The sequence below is a fragment of the Bradyrhizobium roseum genome (assembly GCF_030413175.1).
GTDB lineage: Bacteria > Pseudomonadota > Alphaproteobacteria > Rhizobiales > Xanthobacteraceae > Bradyrhizobium > Bradyrhizobium roseum.
On the sequence record NZ_CP129212.1, the window covers coordinates 5950672 to 5967913 of the forward strand.

A 17242-nucleotide genomic window follows, 5' to 3' on the forward strand; every position below is an offset into this window, starting at 1 on the left:
GCCATCGTGGGGCCAAGACGATTCGAGCATGACCGAGCCGAGCAAACTGCCCCATCGCGACGTCCCCGAGCACCAGCCCGCGGCTGGCGGCATCGCCGCGCGTGCGCGGGCGGCGGCGGGTCCGCAATACCTGAACGGGCTCAATCCGGAGCAGCGCGACGCGGTCGTGACGCTGGATGGGCCGGTTCTGGTGCTGGCCGGCGCCGGCACCGGCAAAACCCGCGTGCTGACCACCCGGATCGCGCACATTCTGAGCCAGGGCCGGGCGCGGCCGCAGGAAATCCTGTCGGTGACCTTCACCAACAAGGCGGCGCGCGAGATGAAGCTCCGGCTCGGCCAGATGCTGGGCCAGGCGGTGGAAGGCATGCCGTGGCTCGGCACCTTCCACTCGATCGGCGGCCGTATCCTCCGTTTCCACGCCGAACTGGTGCAGCTCAAATCCAATTTCACCGTGCTCGATGTCGACGATCAGGTCCGGCTGCTCAAGCAGCTGCTGCAGGCCGAGAACATCGACGACAAGCGCTGGCCGGCGCGCATGCTCGCCGGGGTGATCGACGGCTGGAAGAACCGCGGGCTGACGCCGGCGCAGGTGCCGGCAGGCGAAGCCGCGATGTTCGGCAACGGCAAGGGTGGCAAGCTCTATGCGAGTTACCAGGAGCGGCTGAAGATCCTCAACGCCGCCGATTTCGGCGATCTGCTGCTGGAGAACATCCGGCTGTTTCGCGAGCATCCCGACGTGCTGCGGCAGTACCAGAACCGGTTCAAGTTCATTCTGGTCGACGAATATCAGGACACCAACGTCGCGCAGTATCTGTGGCTGCGGCTGTTGTCGCAGGCCCCGTCGCGGCCGGGCGTGCCGCTCTCGGCGGTGATCCCGGGGGATCTAACCTCGCCCCGCTTGCGGGGAGAGGTCGGATTGCAAAGCAATCCGGGTGAGGGGGAGTCTCCCCGCGCTGAGCTCGTGGAGGCAGCCCCTCACCCCGACCCTCTCCCCGTAAAGGACGGGGAGAGGGAGAAGATCGCACCTTCCGCCCCCCTCAAAAACATCTGCTGCGTCGGCGACGACGATCAGTCGATCTATGGCTGGCGCGGCGCGGAGGTCGACAACATCCTGCGCTTCGAGCACGATTTTCCCGGCGCCAAGGTCATCCGTCTGGAGCGCAATTACCGCTCCACCGGCCATATCCTCGCCGCCGCCTCGCATTTGATCGCACACAATGAAGGCCGGCTCGGCAAGACGCTGCGCACCGAGGATGTCGACGGCGAAAAGGTCACCGTCACCGGCTCCTGGGATTCGGAAGAGGAAGCGCGCGCCATCGGCGAGGAGATCGAGGAACTGCAGCGCGCGGGCGAAAACCTCAACGAGGTCGCGATCCTGGTGCGGGCCTCGTTCCAGATGCGCGAATTCGAAGATCGTTTTGTGACGCTCGGCCTGCCCTATCGCGTGATTGGCGGCCCGCGGTTTTACGAACGCGCCGAAATCCGCGATGCGCTGGCGTATTTGCGCGTGATCAATTCGCCCGCCGACGACCTCGCCTTCGAGCGCATCGTCAACGTCCCTAAGCGCGGGCTCGGCGACGCCACCGTGCAGATGTTGCACGACCACGCCCGTAAGCGCCGCATTCCGCTGTTCGAGGCGGCGCGTGCCGTGGTCGAGACCGACGAGCTGAAGCCGAAGGCGCGCGGCAGCTTGCGCGATCTCATCCTGCATTTCGACCGCTGGCGCGCACAGCGCGAGGTGACTTCGCATACGGAACTCGCCGAAATCGTGCTCGACGAGAGCGGCTATACCGAGATGTGGCAGAAGGACCGCTCGGCCGACGCCGCCGGCCGGCTCGACAACCTCAAGGAACTCGTGCGCTCGATGGAAGAGTTCGAGAACCTGCAAGGCTTTCTCGAACATATCTCGCTGGTGATGGACCGCGACGGCGGCGCCGCGGACGAGGCCGTGTCGCTGATGACGCTGCATTCGGCCAAGGGGCTCGAATTCGACAACGTGTTCCTGCCCGGCTGGGAAGAAGGCCTGTTTCCGAGCCAGCGCACGCTCGACGAACAGGGCCGCGCCGGCCTCGAGGAAGAGCGCCGCCTCGCCCATGTCGGCCTCACGCGTGCGCGCCGCCGCGCCAAGCTCTATTTCGCCACCAACCGCCGCATTCACGGCACGTGGTCGACCACGATGCCGTCGCGCTTTCTCGACGAGCTGCCGTCGGCCAACGTCGAGATCACGGAATCCAAGGGTGGCTCCGGCTGGGGTGGTAGCGGCGGCTACGGCCCGTCGCGCTTCGACAACGTCGAATCCTTCGGCTCCAGCTACGAGACGCCGGGCTGGCAGCGCGCGCAGGCCAACCGCAACCGCGGCCAACAGGGCGGCCGCGGACAGGCCCGCGGCGGCTTTGAGGAAAACCAGTCGCCATTTTCAGGCAGCGATCATTCAGGTTCGCGGGGCGATACCTTCTCGGGCGGCGGCTTCTCGCGCACCAAGCGCGGCCCGATGGTGATCGAAGGCGAGCTGGTCGCGAAATCCACCGGCACCGTTTCCGAATTCTCGCTCGATGACCGCGTTTTCCACCAGAAATTCGGCTACGGCAACGTGGTGAAGATCGACGGCAACAAGCTCACGATCGCGTTCGAGAAAGCCGGCGAGAAGAAGGTGGTCGATAGTTTCGTAGCGCGGGCTTAAAGGCTATAATTTTTCCCCGCGCGATTGAACAAGCGGCACAGCGTTCCTATCTCCCGGTTCCCACCCATCCTCCGCCTCGACCCGGCCGATGCGCCGCCTCGACGCGCCACCTTTCATTTCAGACTGCCATGCTCGCGATGCCATCCATCATATCCGTCTCCAATCTCTCGAAGACCTACGGCTCCGGGTTCAAGGCGCTGAACAACATCAATCTGGACATCAAGTCCGGCGAGATCTTTGCGCTGCTCGGGCCGAACGGCGCAGGCAAGACGACGCTGATCAGCATCATCTGCGGCATCGCCAATCTGAGCGAGGGCAGCGTCACGGTGGCAGGCCACGACATCAACCGGGACTATCGCGCCGCGCGGTCGATGATCGGGCTGGTGCCGCAGGAACTGCACACCGACTCCTTTGAAACCGTGTGGGCCACCGTCAGCTTCAGCCGCGGCCTGTTCGGCAAGCCGAAGAACCCGGCGCACATCGAAAAGGTGCTCAAGGACCTGTCGCTGTGGGACAAGAAGGATTCAAAGATCATCACGCTCTCCGGCGGCATGAAGCGCCGCGTGATGATCGCCAAGGCGCTGTCGCACGAGCCGAAGATCCTGTTCCTGGACGAGCCGACCGCGGGCGTCGACGTCGAACTGCGCAAGGGCATGTGGGAGGTAGTGCGCACGCTGCAGGCCGCCGGCGTCACCATCATCCTGACCACGCATTACATCGAGGAAGCCGAGGAGATGGCCGACCGCATCGGCGTCATCAACAAGGGCGAGATCATTCTGGTCGAGGACAAGGCCGGACTGATGCAGAAGCTCGGCAAGAAGGAGCTGAAGGTGCATCTGCAGAGCCGGATCGATGCAATCCCCGCCGCGCTCGCCCCCTACAATCTCGAACTGGCCGACGAGGGCCACGCGGTGATCTACGACTACGACACCAAGGGCGACCGCACCGGCATTACCAGCCTGCTCAATGACCTCCGCAATGCCGGCATTCGCATCTCGGACCTCGACACAAGGCAGTCATCACTCGAAGACATCTTCGTCAGCCTGGTGAAAGCGCCATGAACTATCGTGCAATCCGCGCCATCTACCTGTTCGAAATGGCCCGCACCTGGCGCACGCTGCTGCAGAGCATCGTCTCGCCGGTTGTCTCCACCTCGCTCTATTTCGTGGTGTTCGGCGCCGCGATCGGCTCGCGCATCACGGAAGTCGAGGGCGTCAGCTACGGCACCTTCATCGTGCCGGGACTGGTCATGCTGTCGGTGCTGACGCAGAGCATCGCCAACGCCTCGTTCGGGATCTATTTCCCGAAATTCGTCGGCACCATCTACGAAATATTGTCGGCGCCGATTTCCTATTACGAGATCGTGATCGGCTATGTCGGCGCGGCGGCGACCAAGTCGATCATCCTGGGCCTGATCATCCTCGCCACCGCGGCGCTGTTCGTGCCGCTGCACATCATGCATCCCTGGTGGATGCTGACCTTCCTGGTGTTGACCGCGGTGACCTTCAGCCTGTTCGGCTTCATCATCGGCATCTGGGCCGACGGGTTCGAGAAGCTGCAGATGATCCCGATGCTGGTGGTCACGCCGCTGACCTTCCTCGGCGGCAGCTTCTATTCGGTGAACATGCTGCCATCGGGCTGGCGCACCATCACCCTGCTCAATCCGGTGGTCTATCTGATCTCGGGGTTCCGCTGGAGCTTTTACGAGATCGCCGACGTCAGCGTCGCGCTGAGCCTCGGCATGACGATCGGCTTCCTCGTCATCTGCATGGTGCTGGTGTGGTGGATCTTCCGCACCGGATACCGGCTGAAGAACTGATGGTGCTGTAGTGCTGTAGCCCGGGCGAGCGAAGCGACCCCGGGAACAGTGCTCACAAACGCACGGCTATTCCATTTCGCGAACACCGTCCCCGGATATCGCTCCGCTCATCCGGGCTACGGATACTACGGATACGCTCCCACTCGCGAAAATGTCAGCACTTTGCCGCCGGTTGCGCCGTGCTGCGGCCTTGTTTGTGCCGCGGCAGGCGTTAACGATTACCCGTGCTGTTTCTGGAACCAGTACCGGTTTCGCGGCATAGTGTGGGCCGGGGACGGAGAGAGCCGGCAGCTTAGCTCAAAGGCCTGGAGGCCAAAGGTAAAATGCGTTCCTTCCTCATCGCCGTTACCGCCCTGACGCTGTTTGCATCGGGCGCCGCCCAGGCCAAAGTCGCCATCACCGTCGACAAGGACAACCAGCAGATGACCGTCGCCGTCGATGGCGTCGAGACGTATCGCTGGCCGGTGTCGTCGGGGCTACCGTCCTACGAAACGCCGAACGGCAGTTTCCGCGCGTTCCGGATGGAGGAGGACCACTACTCCAAGGAATTCGACGAAGCGCCGATGCCGCACGCGGTGTTTTTCACCAAGCTCGGCCACGCCATTCACGGCACCGACTCCGTCAACCGCCTCGGCTCGCCGGCGTCGCATGGCTGCGTGCGGCTGTCGCGCGAGAATGCCGCAAAACTGTTCGCGCTGGTGAAGGAGCAAGGCGTGCTCAACACCACGGTGACGCTGTCAGGCTCGTCGCAGGTGGCGCTGGCGCGCAATCCGCGGCCGCGCGTCAACACCGCCGTGGCCCGCCGCGCGCCGCTGCCGCAATACGAACAGCAATACGACGCTGCCGGCGATCCCACGGTGATTACGCCGCCGACTCAGCGCGTCGTGCCGCAGACCCAGGCGCGCGCCGACGATGGCTATATCTATCCCGCCGACGGTTCTTCCAACGAGGCGCGTTATCCGGCCCCGCCGAGCCGTCGCAGCTACGACACCCAAGCCTATCAGCAGCAGCCGCAGCAACAATATTACGACAACCGCGGCTACGTGCCGGCCCCGCAGGGCTACTACTACCAGCCGCTGCAAACCTATCAGCCGCGCGGGCTGTTCAACTAGCCGGGACTTTGATGCGGCTGGATTGATCTCCGGCCGCAGTCTCAACCGTCCGTCGCGCCCGCGAGCTGCCGATCGCGTTGGGCGTTCGGCCGCCGCTGTTGCCAGACGTCGTGAGCCATCATCCCCGCCGCCATCGCGCCGACGAAAACGATGATGCCGGGCGACAGGCTGGCGATGCTTTCCAGCGCCGGCCCCGGACACAGGCCGACGAGGCCCCATCCGATTCCGAACAGCGCGGCCCCCGCCACCAGTGGCAGATCGATGCCTGATTTGCCCGGCCGAAAATATTGGCCGGCAAACCACGGCCGCGCGCCGCGATCGGCCAGCCTGAAACCAGGCACCGACACCGCGAGCGCCGCGGCCATCACCACGGCGAGGCTCGGATCCCATGCACCGAAGATATCCAGAAAGGCCAAAACCTTGGCCGGCTGCACCATGCCTGAAATCAGCAGACCCGCGCCGAAGATCAGGCCGCACAACAAGGGGGCGATGATCCGCATGGCTCAACCTCCCAATACGTGGCGCGTGACCGCCACGGTGACGATCGCCATCACCATGAAGATAACCGTGGCGGCGACGGAGCGCGGCGACAGCCCGGCTATTCCGCAAATGCCGTGACCGGACGTGCAGCCGCCGCCGAGCCGGGTGCCGAACCCGACCAGCAGTCCCGCCACGGCAATGAACGTCCAGTTCGACGGCAAGGCAGGCTGCGCCATGCCGTAGCCGATCAGGCCGGCGAGAACGGGAGCGAGAATAAGCCCGGCGAGGAAAGCGATCCGCCAGCTCTTGTCTTCGCCGCGCACATTCAGCAGGCCGGCGAAGATGCCGCTGATGCCGGCGATCCGGCCGGTCGACAACATCAGCAGGACAGCGGAAAGCCCGATCAGCGCACCACCGATCGCGGCCGAGACGGGAGTAAAGTTGTCCATACCAGGCTTCCCTATCGTTGCCAGCCGCGCGTGAATCATAGCGGCGCGCTTTTGCGCATCGAATGTCGAATGCACCCTTGATCCATCGCAACGCCGGCCATCACACCGCTGATTATATCATGTCAGTCAACCACAAAGGCAAAATCGATGACCAATTGGCCGCAAGAGACCACCGATTTGAGCGCTCTGCTGCGCAGCCTTCGCGGAGCCGCGCCCGATGTCATGAAGGCGTTCGCGGGCATTGCGAAAGCGGCGACGGTTTCGAAGGCGCTGGATGCCAAGACCAAGGAACTGATCGCGCTCGGCATCGCGGTCGCGGTGCGATGCGACGATTGCATCGCTTTCCACGTCAAGGCGTGCGTGGAACAGGGTGCCACAAAGGAAGAGGTGAGCGAGACGCTCGGGATGGCGATCTATATGGGCGCGGGTCCATCGGTAATGTACGCAAGCCACGCGCTGGAAGCGTTCACGCAATTCGAGGCCGGTACGGCGAAACCATCGGACAAGCCCGCTGCGGTTCGCGATGAGGAAGAAGTCCGCCTCGAATGACAGGGACCGCTCGAAACATCGGGGCTCTCGGAGCCCACATCATCTATTCCTCGCCGCGTCTGAGCCGCCGCCACACCGCGCCCAGCACGTTGGAATAATCGTCGGTCCAGACCCGCTGGTGATCCTCGGCCTCGGTCAATGCCCATTTACCCGACGACGCCAGCTTGCCGACGTCGGCCTCTTCGCGCGCCGATGTCACCACAGAGGTCGAGAAGATGTATTCACTATCGCGGCCGGAATCCTCGTCATAGACCCAGCTCTTCATGTCGTTGGCGTCGGCGATGCCGACGACGACGCTCGAAAGCTCGAGATGCCGGTTGGAGACGTGCATCACGACCGCGCCCTGCGGCGCGAGCTTGGACTTGTAGATCTCCATCGCCTCCTCGGTCGCCAGATGGATCGGGATCGCATCGGATGAATAGGCATCGACGATGATCAGGTCGTAGACCCCGTCGGGCTCGCGGGCGAAGGTCAACCGCGCATCGCCGATCACGGGCTCCAGGTTGGGCTCGCAGACCTGGATGTAGGTGAAGTATTTCGGGTCGCGCGCCGTATCGACCATCGTCTGGTCGATTTCGAAGAACTTCCACTCCTCGCCGGGCTCGGCAGCGCAGACCAGCGTGCCGGAGCCGAGACCGATGACGGCGACGCGCAGCGGCGTTCCCTTGCGCTCGCGGATCGCCGCGATCGCCTGACCGATGCCGCCATCCCTGTGGTAATAGGTGATCGGCTCCGGCTGGCCTTTCACCGGCGTGCCGTCGTCATTCTTGAATTTCTCGGCACCGTGGATCGTGGTGCCGTGCATCAGCACGTGATACTGGCCGTTCGGCGTCACCACGATCTTGTGCACGCCGAAGAAACTGCGCACCGTTTCGACCCGGCCCTCGTCCGAGGGATACGCGCGCAACAGCAGCAGCGCGACGGCGACGGTCGCAAATATCTTCCAGCGATCGGCGTTGAAGCCGAGCGCCAGCAGCGCCGAGAGCACGCCGACCGCGCCGATCACCCAGACCCGGTTGGTGTCGAGCCAGATGAACAGTTTTCCGGTGTTCGCATAGGTCGGTGCGATCAGCGCGACCGCCAATACGGCGAGGAACGGCCAATACCATGCGCTCCAGCGCGGCAGGCGTTCGTTGCCGGACGGACGGCACAGCGCCGCCAGCGCCAGAAGAATCGGATATTCCGCGATCCATGAGAAGGTGAACGGCGCGATCAGCCCCGCGAACAGGCCGCCGACCATGCCGCCGAACGACAGCGCGACATAAAAACCGGTGAGATATCTTGCCGCCGGCCGGGTGCGCGCCAGTTCGCCATGGCAGGCCATCGCGATCACGAAGAAACAGATCAGGTGTCCGCCGAGCGTCAGCAGCAGATTCTGCTCGCCGCCGAATGCCAGCAGCACCACGACGCCGGCGATCGCCAAAGGCTGCGCCAGCAACATCCATTTGTGCGGCAGCAGCGGCCGCGACTGGAACACCAGCACCCAGGTCAACAGATAGAGCGATAGCGGCAACACCCACAGCAGGGGCGCAGCGGCGACGTCGGTGGAAATATGCGCGGTGACCGCGATCAGCAGTCCCGACGGCACGGCGGCCAGGAAGATCCAGCGGGCGCGCAGAATCCACGATGGGGCCGCCGCATCGCCCTCGTCGGCCGGCATGTTCAATTCCGCCGCCTTCGCCGGCGAGCGCAGCAGCAACATGCCGCAGCTCGCGATCAACACGATCAGCAAGCCATAGCCACCGGTCCAGATCAGGTTCTGCGTGCGCAGCGTGAACATCGGCTCCAGCAGGACCGGGTAGGACAACAGCGCCAGGAAGCTACCGATATTGGAGGACGCGTAGAGAAAGTACGGATCGGGACCGTTGGGGTGGCCGGTGCGGACAAACCAGGCCTGCAGCAGCGGATTGTTGGCGGCGAGCGCGAAGAACGGCAGCCCGATCGACACCGCAAACAGGCCGAGCAGCCACAGCGCATAGCCCGAAGTCGGCGGATCGCCCCACCCGCTCGAGATCGACAGCGGCAGCGTCAGCATTGCGCCAGCGAGCAGCACCAGGTGGATCGCCACGGGGATCGCGCGGTTGCGGAGCTGCATGAGAAAATGCGCATAGGCATAGCCGCCGAGCAGCAGCGACTGGAAGAATACCATCGCCACCGACCACACCGCGGGCGAGCCGCCGAGCCGCGGCAGCACCATCTTGGTGAACAGCGGCTGCACCGAGAACAACAGCAGCGCGCTGACGAAGATCGCGGCGGTATAGACGATCAGGACCAGCCGGTTCCGGCGCTCGGAGGGCAGGTCCGCGGTAGCGGACAGATCGGGAGAAATCATCAAAACTCCGGCAAGAAACCGGCGGGCACCGGCGGCGGGATCTCCGGCGGGGCCACCGGAAGCGCGCAATGGAGCACAGGGCGACACGGCGAGCAATGCGGGATAAGAAAGCACGGACAGGGCGCGTCGCGCGCTTGCCGATGAAACCTTTTTGAAGCTGAAGCGGACATGAACGAGACCGACGTTGTCATCATTGGGGCAGGCCATAACGGCCTCACCTGCGCCGCCTATCTCGCGATGGCCGGCCTGCGCGTCAAAGTGGTGGAGCGCCGCAAGGTGGTCGGCGGCGCTGCCGTAACCGAGGAATTCCATCCGGGTTTTCGCAACTCGGTGGCCGCCTATACGGTCAGCCTGCTCAATCCCCAGATCATTGCCGACCTGAAACTCGCCGAACACGGCCTGCGCGTCGTGGAGCGCCGTGCGCAGAATTTCCTGCCCGCCCCCGATGGCAGCTATCTCCTGACCGGCGAAGGCCGCACAAGGCAATCGGTGGCAAAGCTCAGCGAACGCGATGCCGCCACCATCGACGCCTTCTCGCGCGAGCTGGAGGCCATCGCCGACGTGCTGCGGCAGTTCGTGCTGCGCCCGCCGCCGAACCTCGTCGAGGGGTTTGGCATCGGCGCGATCCGCGAAGCCATCAACGCGATGGGCACGGCCGGCATCCTGCGCAAGCTCTCGCTGGAGCAGCAGCGCGACCTGCTCGACCTGTTCACGCGCTCGGCCGGCGACATGCTGGACGAGCGTTTCGAGAACGAACTGGTGAAGGCGCTGTTCGGCTTCGATGCTATCGTCGGCAATTACGCCAGCCCCTACGCCGCCGGCTCGGCCTATGTGATGCTGCACCACGCGTTCGGCGAAGTGAACGGCAAGAAGGGCGTCTGGGGTCACGCGATCGGCGGCATGGGCGCGATCACGCAGGCGATGGCGCACTCGGCGCGCGGGGCCGGCGCCGAGATTAAAACGGATGCAGGCGTGCGCGAGGTGATCGTCGAGGGCGGCCGCGCCATTGGCGTTATCCTCGACAACGGCAAAACCATCCGCGCGACATATGTCGTCTCCGGCGTCAATCCGAAACTGCTGTATACGCGGCTGATGCCGTCAGGCGCGCTGGCGCCGGAATTTCTGGCGCGGATCGCGCGCTGGCGTAACGGTTCTGGCACGTTCCGCATGAACGTCGCGCTCAACGCCCTGCCCTCCTTCGCCGCGCTGCCCGGCGAAGGCGATCACCTCACCGCCGGCATCATCCTGGCGCCGAGCCTCGGCTATATGGATCGCGCCTGGCAGGACGCACGCGAGTACGGCTGGAGCCGCGCACCCGTGGTGGAAGTGCTGATCCCCTCGACGCTGGACTCGTCGCTGGCGCCGCAGGGCCAGCATGTCGCGAGCCTGTTCTGCCAGCATGTCGCGCCGGAGCTGCCGGATGGAAGATCCTGGGACGATCATCGCGAGGAAGTCGCCGACCTCATGGTCTCGACCGTCGACAAGTTCGCGCCGGGCTTTGCGGCCAGTGTGATCGGCCGTCAGATATTGTCGCCGCTTGACCTTGAGCGGCAGTTCGGCCTGCTCGGCGGCGACATTTTTCACGGCGCGCTGACATTGAACCAGTTGTTCTCGGCGCGGCCGATGCTGGGCCATGCCGATTACCGCGGACCGCTAAAAGGGCTGTACCATTGCGGCTCAGGCGCCCACCCTGGCGGCGGCGTCACCGGTGCCCCCGGCCACAACGCAGCGCGTGCCATCCTGGGCGATCACCGCGCGCTGTTTGGATAACACGGGCATTGGCCGGGATTTCTGCAAGCTGCCAAAGCGCGGTGGACGGTGTGTGAATCGCCAACACCAACGCCGGCACACAATAAAAAAGAGACCGGGCGCTCAGCGCGCCCGGTCCCGAAAGCCCCTCGAAATGGACTATTACTTCAGCGAGCTGCTGATGGCCTCGAAGTTCGAGTTAAGCTTGCCGCCGAGGCCGTTGACGGCGGCGATGATCGCGACCGCAATACCTGCAGCGATCAGGCCATACTCGATGGCCGTGGCGCCGGATTCGTCGCGAAGAAATGACTCAAAGATCGATTTCATGGCTGCTCCAACCTGGGTTCAAATTTTCGGAACCCGGGTTTGGCCCCAGTTCCTGGAGGGAACCTAGGTCCGGAAATCTAAAGTCGAACTAACGCACGACGGACAACTTTTGAGGATATTTCAACTGCAATTGGCTCAAAATCGAGAGAAGCGCGGCTTCTCTTTCCAGTTTGCAGGGCGTTCAAAGACCTTTCCATACCCTCCACATCTCGCGCCAACTTTGCTGTCGGCGCGCGGGGCCAAGGATGTTGTAGATGCGTTAACCCACATAATTTTTTTCGGGATCACCCATTGCGGTGATCGGCCGGGACGCAGCGCGTGCAGAACCGGTGGACAAGGGCGAGAACAGCCTGTGGATAAACTGTCGTAAACCCGCCGGCGCGACTGTGGAAAAAGCCGGTATCGAATGTGTATGACGGGGTCGGCAATGCTCCGCAGCCTGTGGATAAAAGGCAGACATCACTGTACCAACGCCGCGCAAAATAAAAGGGACCGGGCGCGCGTCGCGCCCGGTCCCAAACCCCCCTGGAAGGGCCGTTACTTCAGCGAGCTGCTGATCGCCACGAAGTTCGAGTTGATCTTGCCGCCGAGACCGTTGACGGCCGCGATGATCGCGACCGAAATACCTGCGGCGATCAGGCCGTACTCGATGGCCGTGGCGCCGGATTCGTCCTTCAGGAATGACTTGATGATCGTTTTCATGACTGTTCGACCTGGGTTGATGTTGCTGGAACCCAGGCTTTCCCCGTAGTTCCTAGGGGAAACCTACGCAAAGGAATCTAAGGTTGGCCTAACGCGCAATGTACAACTTTCGCGAATATTGCAACCTGAAATTGGCTAAAAGTCGAACGAAGCGCGCTTGCGGCCACTCTCCAACTCGTTTTTATCAGGTTATTCAATGACTTCGATGCCCCCTACCTACCGTGTCAGCTTCGCCGTCGGCGATGAAACCGCCGCCAAGGGTGTTGTAGATGTGTTAACCGAGATTTTTTTTGAGGGCGAGGCAGCGATGGCTGCGTTCGAGCGGCCGGATGGTCGATGGGACGTTACGGTGCACTTTGCCGATCCGCCCGATCAGCCGCTGCTGCGCGAGCTGGTTACCAATGCCGCGGGCGCGGATATCGCCGCAGGCATCGTGTTCGACACGGTCGAGGCCAGGGACTGGGTCAGGGCCAGCCTTGAAGACCTGGTTCCCGTGCCCGCGGGGCGCTTCATCGTCCATGGCCAGCATGACCGCGAGCGGATCGCAGCCAACAAGCTCGGCATCGAGATCGAGGCGGCGCTGGCCTTCGGCACCGGCCACCACGGCACCACGCGCGGCTGCCTGCTATTGCTCGATCTTGTCCTCAAGTCCCGGCGGCCGCGTCGCGTGCTCGATCTCGGCACCGGTACGGGCGTGCTGGCGATCGCAGCGGCCAAGGCGCTGCACGAAAAGGTGCTGGCCAGCGATATCGATCCACCCTCGGTGCAGGTCGCCCGCGAAAATGCTCGGCTCAACGTTGCAGGACATCTGGTGCAGGCGATCCGCGCCACCGGGTTCGCGGCGCCGCAATTTGCGGGTGCCGCGCCGTTCGACCTGGTGCTGGCGAATATCCTCGCCAATCCGTTGCGGCAACTGGCAGCACCGATGGCGCGCCACCTCGCGCCGGGCGCTTTAGTCATTCTGTCGGGACTGCTGACGCCTCAGGCGCCGGCCGTCATCGCCGCCTATCGCGCCCGCGGGCTGGTGCCGGTGCGGCACCTGCGTATCGAAGGCTGGAGCAGCCTGCTGCTGCGCAAGGTGAACTGAGCTTCTACTCGGGCAATCGGCGCGGATTGCGGGCCGGCACGCCCTTCGCGTCGTCACGTTGTGCGCGCTTGATCCGCGCTTCTGCAAACCGGTCCAGCATCTGGACGATGACACCGCGCTGCTTCTTGTTGGCGACCGGTGGAATCGGGCCGCGGTCGGCCGGGGGCGAAATCTTCTCAAACGTGAAAACAGGCATGGTGCATCCCCTCTTCGTTGAGTTGAAACACTCCTCGAGCCTCCCAATACGCTGAAGCCAACGGCCAGCCCCGCAATACCGTTCCATCCGGCTCATGTGGACAGGTATAATTAAGCACGGATTATGCCAAAATGTGGTCGAACCCGGCGCGCTGCGGTCCGCTCCACCAAAACTTGACCGGCCACGGTTTCTTCGCGCGAAGCCGGTATCCACTTTGCACGAAAACGCGATAAAGTGACGCCGCAATGTTCGAAGCTCATTTCCAGACATTCGAAGAACCCGAAAGCGGCGTCGCGCTCGCGGCGCGGCTGGCCGCGTTCCGTGAGGAGCTGGCGCGGCGGAAGCTGACCGGATTCGTGGTGCCCCGCGCCGACCAGCAGCAGAACGAGTATGTCGCGCCTTCCGAAGAGCGGCTGGCGTGGCTCACCGGCTTCACCGGTTCGGCCGGCATGGCGATCGTGCTGACCCGCGAGGCCGCCGTTTTCGTCGACGGCCGCTATACGCTGCAGGCCGCCAAGCAGGTCGACCGCAAGGCCTGGCACATCGAGCCGCTGGCCGATCCACCGCCGGAACACTGGCTGGCCAAGCATCTTGTGGCCGGCGACCGCCTAGGCTTTGACCCGTGGCTGCACACTTCTACGGCAGCCGAGCGGCTGGCCACTGCCTGCGCGCGGGCGGGCGCCGAACTGATCGCGGTCGACAGCAACCCGCTGGACCAGGTGTGGACCGAGCGTCCCGCCCCGCCGCTCGGCCCGGTTTCGATCCATGGCGTGCAATTTTCCGGCGAGATCGAGGCCGAAAAGCTCAAACGGATCCGGCATGAGATCCACAGGCTCGGGGCCGAGGCGCTGGTGCTGTCGGACAGCCATGCGGTGGCCTGGACGTTCAATATCCGCGGCGCCGACGTCTCGTATACGCCGCTGCCTCTTTCCTATGCGCTGGTGCCGAAGGACGGTCGGCCTACCGTCTTCATCGACCACCGCAAGCTTTCCAACCTGACGCGCAACCATCTCGAGCAATCGGCCGACGTGCGCGATCCCGACGCGCTGGTGCCCGAACTCACCGCGCTGGCGCGCGGCGGCGCTGCGATTGCGCTCGACAGCGCCACCGCCGCGGACGCGCTCAGCCGCCTGATCGCGGGCGCCGGCGGCAAGCCGCTGCGCGGCGCCGACCCGGTCAGCCTGCTGAAGGCGGTGAAGAACCTCACCGAGATCGATGGGACCAGGACCGCGCACCAGCGCGACGCGGTGGCGCTGACGCGCTTCCTCGCCTGGATCGACCGCGAGGCGCCGTCCGGCGCCTTGACCGAAATCGACACCGTCGAGGCGCTGGAAACGTTTCGGCGCCAGACCTGTGCGCTGAAGGACGTTTCATTTCCGACCATCGCCGGCACCGGGCCGAACGGCGCGATCGTGCATTACCGCGTCACCCGCAAGAGCAACCGGCGGATTGCGCCGGGCGATCTGCTGCTGGTCGATTCCGGCGCGCAATATGAGGACGGCACCACCGACGTCACCCGCACGATCGCGATCGGCACGCCGACCGACGAGATGCGCGACCGCTTCACCCGCGTGCTGCGCGGACACATCGCGATCGCGCGCGCGATCTTTCCCGACGGCACCACCGGCGCGCAACTCGATTCCTTTGCGCGGCAATTTCTATGGCAGGCCGGCCTCGATTTCGAGCACGGCACCGGCCACGGCGTCGGCAGCTACCTGTCGGTGCATGAAGGTCCGGCGCGGATCTCGAAACTCGGCACCGCGCCGTTGAAGCGGGGCATGATCCTCTCCAACGAGCCCGGCTACTACAAGACCGACACCTACGGCATCCGGATCGAGAACCTCGAACTCGTCATCGGCGCCGATGTCGCCGGTGCGGAAAAACCGGTGAATGCGTTCGAGACGCTGACGCTGGCGCCGATCGATCGCCGCCTGATCGACGTCAACATGCTGAGCGCCACCGAACTGAAATGGCTCAACGACTACCACGGGCGCGTCAACCGGGTGGTGCGGCCGCATCTCGACGACAACGCCACCAGGCTGTGGCTGGACGAGGCGACGGCAGCGCTGCTGCCGCTTTAGGCGTCATTCTCCGCGTGGAGGGTGAGAAAGATCGTAGAGATAGATCGTTGCCTGCATGAGCGCTTGCGACATGCGGGATGCCGGTCCCGCATATCGCTGCGCTCATGACGGGCTACAGAAGTGGCCGCCTGCTTTCGCGCAGCGAAACGCGCCCCGCCTCCCCAATTCGGCATGGCGGCATGCTCAAACATCCCTATCCGGCCCGAGCCTGCGCGCTACAGTGCGATCCAACCAGAATCTTCAACCAGCAGGGATCAGAACTAAATGCACGGCGTCGCGGGCAAGCCGCCCGGCGCGGCGGCGGATGCCGTTGCGACCTCGAAGATCATGCTGCTGATGCTGGTCGCCATGACCGGCGTCGCGCCGATCTCGCTGTATATGCTGGTGCCGGCGCTGCCGGTGCTGGCGACGACGTTCGGCGGCGACATTTCGGTCGCGCAGATGACGGTGTCGCTCTACATGGTCGGCATCGCCTGCTCGCAGCTCATCATGGGACCGCTGTCGGACAAGTACGGCCGCCGTCAGGTGCTGCTCGCGGGCCTGGGGCTGATGGTGGCGGCCAGCATCGGCTGTTCACTGGCGCAGACGCTGCCGCAACTGATCGCCGCGCGTTTCCTGCAGGCGCTCGGCGGCGCCACCGGCATGGTGGTGAGCCGCGCCATCATCCGCGATCTCTATAGCCGCGACCGCATCAGCTCGATGATCAGCCTCGTCATCGGGGTGATGATGACCGCGCAGATGCTGAGCGCGCTGGTCGGCGGCCTGCTGGAGACCGCGTTCGGCTGGCGCGCGATCTTCTATTTCATCACCGTCGCCTCGATCAGCGTCGCGGTCCTGATCGCGCTGGCGCTGCCCGAGACACGCCGCGAGCGTGCTGCGAGCAGCAGCTTTCGCGGCGATATCGGCAAGCTGGTCCGCGACCGTGCCTTTCTCGGCTTTGTGCTGTGCCAGGTGCTGGCGTCGCAGATCATCTTCACCTTTGCGGGCGGCGGGCCGTATATCGTGGTGACGCAGATGGGCCGCACCACCGCCGAATACGGCGCGTGGTTCGCCACGACCGGGTTTGCGTATCTCGTCGGCAACCTGTTCTGTGTCCGCTTCGCGCCGCGCCATTCGCTGGAGAAGCTGATCTGGTTCGGCCTGGCGCTGCAATTTGGTGGCGCGCTTCTGAACCTCGTGTTCAGCCTCACCGGCACCAACCAGGCGCCGATGTGGCTGTTCGGCACCCAGATGATCGTGATGGTCGCCAACGCCTTCGTGATGAACAACGCCGCCGCCGGCGCTATCAGCGTCCGCCCCGAGGCCGCCGGCACCGCCGCCGGCGCGATGGGTTTTCTGCAGCAGGGCATTGGCGCACTGGTCTCGCAATTCGGCGCCTATCTCGGCGGCCACTCCACCACCACGTTGCCGCTGACGGCCGCGATCTTCGCGCTTTCGATCGCCTGTGCGTCGGCGATGTTCTTTCTGGTGCCGCGACAGACGGTCGTGGTCAGCGAGGAGTTGATCAAGAAGGCGGAGGAGGAAGAGAGCGGGATGCTGTGAGGGTGTTGTACGACGCTGGCGCCCCACTCTCCGCCGTCATCCTCCGCGAAGGCGGAGGATCCAATACGCCGCGACTTCTCGGTCTACCACTAGCGCCTCCGGAATACTGGGTCACCCGCCCCAGTGCGCAATTGCGG

14 protein-coding genes and 1 pseudogene are annotated in these 17242 nt (G+C 64.3%); 9 read left to right on the top strand and 6 right to left on the bottom strand.

The window, feature by feature from the left end:
- Nucleotides 1–28 precede the first annotated feature (28 nt).
- The 4 genes from QUH67_RS28155 (at nt 29) to QUH67_RS28170 (ending at nt 5611) form a co-directional block, all read left to right on the top strand.
- Nucleotides 29–2680 (top strand): ATP-dependent helicase, encoded by a 2652-nt coding sequence (locus tag QUH67_RS28155; RefSeq protein ID WP_300942736.1) that lies wholly within the window; start codon nt 29–31, stop codon nt 2678–2680.
- A 137-nt stretch (nt 2681–2817) separates the two neighbouring features.
- Nucleotides 2818–3741 carry an ABC transporter ATP-binding protein gene (locus QUH67_RS28160; RefSeq protein WP_300948200.1) on the top strand — a complete coding sequence of 308 codons (924 nt, stop codon included), beginning with the start codon at nt 2818–2820 and terminating at the stop codon, nt 3739–3741.
- The gene (locus QUH67_RS28165) at nt 3738–4499 is read left to right on the top strand and encodes an ABC transporter permease (RefSeq protein WP_300942738.1); all 762 of its coding nucleotides are present in this window, start codon (nt 3738–3740) and stop codon (nt 4497–4499) included. Before QUH67_RS28160 ends, QUH67_RS28165 begins: the two co-directional genes overlap by 4 nt.
- A gap of 323 nt (nt 4500–4822) precedes the next feature.
- Nucleotides 4823–5611, top strand: a complete 789-nt coding sequence (locus QUH67_RS28170; protein WP_300942740.1) for a L,D-transpeptidase — start codon at nt 4823–4825, stop codon at nt 5609–5611.
- A 41-nt stretch (nt 5612–5652) separates the two neighbouring features.
- Here the strand turns inward: QUH67_RS28170 and QUH67_RS28175 are convergent, their stop codons facing one another.
- Together QUH67_RS28175 and QUH67_RS28180 are read right to left on the bottom strand one after the other, a co-directional pair.
- Nucleotides 5653–6111, bottom strand: a complete 459-nt coding sequence (locus tag QUH67_RS28175) for a DUF6691 family protein (RefSeq protein WP_300942741.1) — start codon at nt 6109–6111, stop codon at nt 5653–5655.
- A gap of 3 nt (nt 6112–6114) precedes the next feature.
- Entirely contained in the window at nt 6115–6540 is a 426-nt protein-coding gene (locus QUH67_RS28180; RefSeq protein WP_300942743.1) for a YeeE/YedE family protein, read from the bottom strand.
- Between the two features lie 147 nt (nt 6541–6687).
- Here QUH67_RS28180 and QUH67_RS28185 point away from each other — a divergent pair, with 147 nt between their 5' ends.
- Nucleotides 6688–7089, top strand: coding sequence for a carboxymuconolactone decarboxylase family protein (locus QUH67_RS28185; protein WP_300942745.1), 402 nt, complete (start codon nt 6688–6690; stop codon nt 7087–7089).
- Nucleotides 7090–7132: 43 nt separating this feature from the next.
- Here the strand turns inward: QUH67_RS28185 and QUH67_RS28190 are convergent, their stop codons facing one another.
- A complete protein-coding gene (locus QUH67_RS28190; protein WP_300942747.1) occupies nt 7133–9421 on the bottom strand; it encodes a fused MFS/spermidine synthase in 2289 nt (762 codons plus the stop codon).
- Between the two features lie 156 nt (nt 9422–9577).
- Between QUH67_RS28190 and QUH67_RS28195 the strand changes: the two are divergent.
- A pseudogene (locus QUH67_RS28195) lies at nt 9578–11191 on the top strand (phytoene desaturase family protein); the annotation flags it as partial.
- Between the two features lie 141 nt (nt 11192–11332).
- Here the strand turns inward: QUH67_RS28195 and QUH67_RS28200 are convergent.
- Nucleotides 11333–11497, bottom strand: coding sequence for a Flp family type IVb pilin (locus tag QUH67_RS28200; protein ID WP_300942749.1), 165 nt, complete (start codon nt 11495–11497; stop codon nt 11333–11335).
- A 537-nt stretch (nt 11498–12034) separates the two neighbouring features.
- Nucleotides 12035–12199 carry a Flp family type IVb pilin gene (locus QUH67_RS28205; protein WP_300942751.1) on the bottom strand — a complete coding sequence of 55 codons (165 nt, stop codon included), beginning with the start codon at nt 12197–12199 and terminating at the stop codon, nt 12035–12037.
- Nucleotides 12200–12395: 196 nt separating this feature from the next.
- Between QUH67_RS28205 and QUH67_RS28210 the strand changes: the two genes are divergently transcribed.
- Nucleotides 12396–13286 carry a 50S ribosomal protein L11 methyltransferase gene (locus QUH67_RS28210; protein WP_300942753.1) on the top strand — a complete coding sequence of 297 codons (891 nt, stop codon included), beginning with the start codon at nt 12396–12398 and terminating at the stop codon, nt 13284–13286.
- A gap of 4 nt (nt 13287–13290) precedes the next feature.
- Here the strand turns inward: QUH67_RS28210 and QUH67_RS28215 are convergent, their stop codons facing one another.
- The gene (locus QUH67_RS28215; protein WP_300942755.1) at nt 13291–13482 is read right to left on the bottom strand and encodes a hypothetical protein; all 192 of its coding nucleotides are present in this window, start codon (nt 13480–13482) and stop codon (nt 13291–13293) included.
- A 245-nt stretch (nt 13483–13727) separates the two neighbouring features.
- Here QUH67_RS28215 and QUH67_RS28220 point away from each other — a divergent pair, with 245 nt between their 5' ends.
- Complete coding sequence (locus QUH67_RS28220) at nt 13728–15563, top strand: aminopeptidase P family protein (protein ID WP_300942757.1); 1836 nt, start codon at nt 13728–13730, stop codon at nt 15561–15563.
- Nucleotides 15564–15827: 264 nt separating this feature from the next.
- The gene (locus QUH67_RS28225) at nt 15828–17105 is read left to right on the top strand and encodes a multidrug effflux MFS transporter (protein ID WP_300942759.1); all 1278 of its coding nucleotides are present in this window, start codon (nt 15828–15830) and stop codon (nt 17103–17105) included.
- The last annotated feature ends 137 nt before the right edge of the window (nt 17106–17242 follow it).